We start from the raw sequence: 1,618 nt of genomic DNA, 5'->3' as shown, positions 1-1,618 counted from the left end.
TACCTGGTTACAAAAAAACTAACTGGAAGTAGTACCCTCAAACCTTAATTAACCGTGGTTCTCTGACCTTTGGATTGGTGAGGATGCGATCGCCGAATGGAAGAAAAGCAAACAAGGAAAACTTATAATACATTGCTAAATCATCGGCTTAGCCATTACCACTGCGCTTATGGTGAAGCGAGTTTTCTCAATGCCGTTGAGAGCATTGCAAGGGCTTATCGATTCTGTTTTTTCATTGGCTAACGTCCCTATACTCTGCCCACATTACAGCTGTATCAGTCGAAGAGCTAAGCAAGTCGAGGTTTCATTCAAACCAAAGACTAAAGGTGCAATACAGCATCTAGCCTTTGATGCGACGGGTCTCAAGGTTTATGGCGAAGGTGAATGGAAGGTCAAGAAGCATGGTACTGACGGGAAGCGTAGGGTCTGGAGAAAATTGCATTTAGCGGTAGACACCAGCACTCATGAAATCGTCGCGGCAGAACTGAGTTTATTAAATGTTACCTATGCAGAAGTCCTTCCTAACTTGCTCAAGCAAACACGCCGAAGAATTATCGAGATATCTGGTGATGGCGCTTATGACACAAGGGATTGCCACGATGCTATACGGTTCAAGCGAGCTGTTCCACTTATCCCTCCAAGAGAAGGGGCAGCCTTCTGGGAGAATGGTCACCCTAGGAATTTAGCGGTAGGTTGCCAGAAGCTCTACGGCTCCAACAATAAGTGGAAGAAGCGGTACGGCTATCATAAACGCTCACTATCAGAGACAGCAATGTATCGAGTGAAGCAGTTGTTAGGTGGGCGATTAAGTCTGAGAAGCTACAATGCTCAGGTTGGTGAAACTTACGCCATGATTAAAGCGCTGAAAAAATTACAGGGCTTGGTATGCCTGAAACTCAGTGTATTGTATAAGAATTGTTCAATTTCAGACGGTTGGGTTCTCTGACCGAATTACGCAACATATATGGACGCACCTCAGGATGCAATGGCTAATTGAATGATACGGTCGCTAACATATATCCGACGTCTTTCTAGGTCGATAATAAACCTGCACCATGATGTAATCCGCCCCTCACTGTCTTTTCAAAGCCTCGGTTTCAATAACCATGTTGCGTTATCAGAGTGTAGTAAGGATGGTTCACCGTTTATTCATCAGCTATTGCAAACTCAGTTGCTTCTCTAGGATAACTCCTTAGAACTTGCTATTTTTTATCAAACAGGCTTAAAGGCCTGATTAATATCGTATTCACTATTTTTCACCAAGATGTGCCATGCTACCCGACCGAGCTTGTTTGCAAGAGCGACAATCGCTTTTGCTTTGCCTCGGCGTGCAATGAGTCCTCTCAACCATGCTCCCATAGAATCCACTTTGTTAGCTCCACACCGAACCACTGCGCGAGCACCGTGAATAAGTAATGCTCCTAATTCGCGATTACCATTCTTCGATAAAGAGCCGAGACTACTTTTTCCACCTGTACTATTTTGTTTTGGAACCAAGCCACACCATGCTGAGAACTGGCGATCATTTTGGAATTGGTTCCCAGTACCAACCTCACTAATCAGTGCCGCTGTCAAAATCGGACCAAAACCAGGAATATTCCGAATAGCCTCATACCTT

1 protein-coding gene and 1 pseudogene are annotated in these 1,618 nt (G+C 44.6%); one reads left to right on the top strand and one right to left on the bottom strand.

Annotated features, from left to right (window positions below; genetic code table 11):
* Positions 1 to 912 (top strand): annotated as a pseudogene (locus R7Q09_RS24155) (IS5 family transposase); the annotation flags it as partial.
* Positions 913 to 1,212: 300 nt separating this feature from the next.
* On the opposite strand, the gene R7Q09_RS24150 reads toward R7Q09_RS24155, so the two are convergent.
* On the bottom strand, positions 1,213 to 1,618 hold a 406-nt coding region (locus R7Q09_RS24150), incomplete at its 5' end, for a transposase (protein ID WP_318143702.1).

This window comes from Vibrio sp. 2130-1 (genome assembly GCF_033339515.1).
The sequence above is the reverse complement of the archived record's forward strand: the minus strand, read 5'-3'. Positions and strand labels throughout refer to the sequence as shown.